Below are 1,670 nucleotides of genomic sequence, written 5' to 3' on the forward strand. Positions count from 1 at the left end.
TATGATAGAGACTCTGAAATCATGCAACACGCTACCTTATCTAATCATTTAAAGTGTTAATATTTACTTTGCTGATCTGTATGCGTCATGGCAAGGGGCTCTAATGAGAACACTCATGGTTTAATCCGCCAATACTTGAAGAGCTATCACCCTTTAGTCAATTTGCGGATAAATCGCACTAGGGTTCTTTGAGCGTCTTTAAGTGTTTTAATCCGTTAATTTGAAAAAACTTTAAGTTGGCATTGCCCTATATTTAATCGGATGTAGCGTTAGATGTAGGTATGGTGCCTCCATAAGTCGAATTACCCCACGCCGTGATTGACCCATCGGCTTTAACGGCGGCAAAGGCATGCTCAGTTGAATAAATCTTGGTATAGCCACTACCAGAGGGCGCATCTGTGCCTCCACTATTCGAATCACCCCACGCTGTGATTGACCCATCGGCTTTAAGGGCGGCAAAGGCACCCACAGTTGAATAAATATTGGTATAGCCATTACCATTGGGTACATCTTCAAATGCGCTTTTGCTTTTAATGCGTGAGCCACCCCACACCCTGATTGAACCATCGGCTTTAAGGGCGGCAAAGGCATGTATATTTGAACAAATCTTGGTATAGCTACCAGAGGGTGAATCTGTGCCTCCATAAAGTGAACGACCCCACGATGTGATTGACCCATCGGCTTTAAGGGCGGCAAAGTCCAACCCAGTTGAATAAATCTTGATAAAGCCATTACGATACTTGGGTGCATCTGTGCTTCTTCTAGCGCTTGAGTTACCCCAGTCACCCCACACCGTGACTGAACCATCGGCTTCAAGGACGGCAAAGTCCGACCCAGTTGAATAAATCTTGGTATAGCCATTACCATTGGGTGCACCTGTGCCTCCATAGCGTGAATCACCCCACGCCGTGATTGACCCATCGGCTTTAAGGGCGGCAAAGGCCCCCTCATTTGAATAAATCTTGGTATAACCATTACCATTGGGTGCAGTGCTTACCCAATATGGATTACCACCCCACACCGCGATTGACCCATCGGCTTTAAGAGCGGCAAAGGCATACTTATTTGAATAAATCTTGGTATAACCATTACCAGCGGGTGCACCTTTGCCTCCCCAATATGGATCACCCCACGCCGCGATTGACCCATCGGCTTTAAGAGCGGCAAAGGCATACTTATTTGAATAAATCTTGGTATAACCATTACCAGCGGGCACACCTTTGCCTCCATACTTTGAACCACCCCATGCCTTGATTGACCCGTCGGCTTTAAGAGCGGCAAAGGCATACTTATTTGAATAAATCTTGGTATAGCCATTACCAGAGGGTGCGCCTGTGCCTCCATACTTTGAATTACCCCATGCCTTGATTGACCCGTCGGCTTTAAGGGCGGCAAAGGCATAAATGTTAGGATAATTTGGCGCATTAAAAAACCCACCAAAATTATCATAGGCACTAGAGTAATCCACCTCAGCAAAGTGCCACTTTTTTACTGTTTTTTGCCAGTAATCTGCCAATAAAGCCGCTCGAGCAGGTAAAAATTGCTTGGTTAATGCTGGAGATAGATTGCCGCGCTCATCAACATGGACAAAAAACTTACTCGGTGGCCATTTAACATTCGGGGCAATTTCTGCACCATTACTGTTTTGATGGCAACCGCCACAACTCAAC

General features: G+C 45.7%; 1 pseudogene. It reads right to left on the reverse strand.

Annotated elements, in window-relative coordinates:
• Nucleotides 1-253 precede the first annotated feature (253 nt).
• A pseudogene (locus tag BBROOKSOX_RS10715) lies at nt 254-1,670 on the reverse strand (hypothetical protein); the annotation flags it as partial.

Source organism: bacterium endosymbiont of Bathymodiolus sp. 5 South, assembly GCF_900128535.1.
Lineage (GTDB): Bacteria > Pseudomonadota > Gammaproteobacteria > PS1 > Pseudothioglobaceae > Thiodubiliella.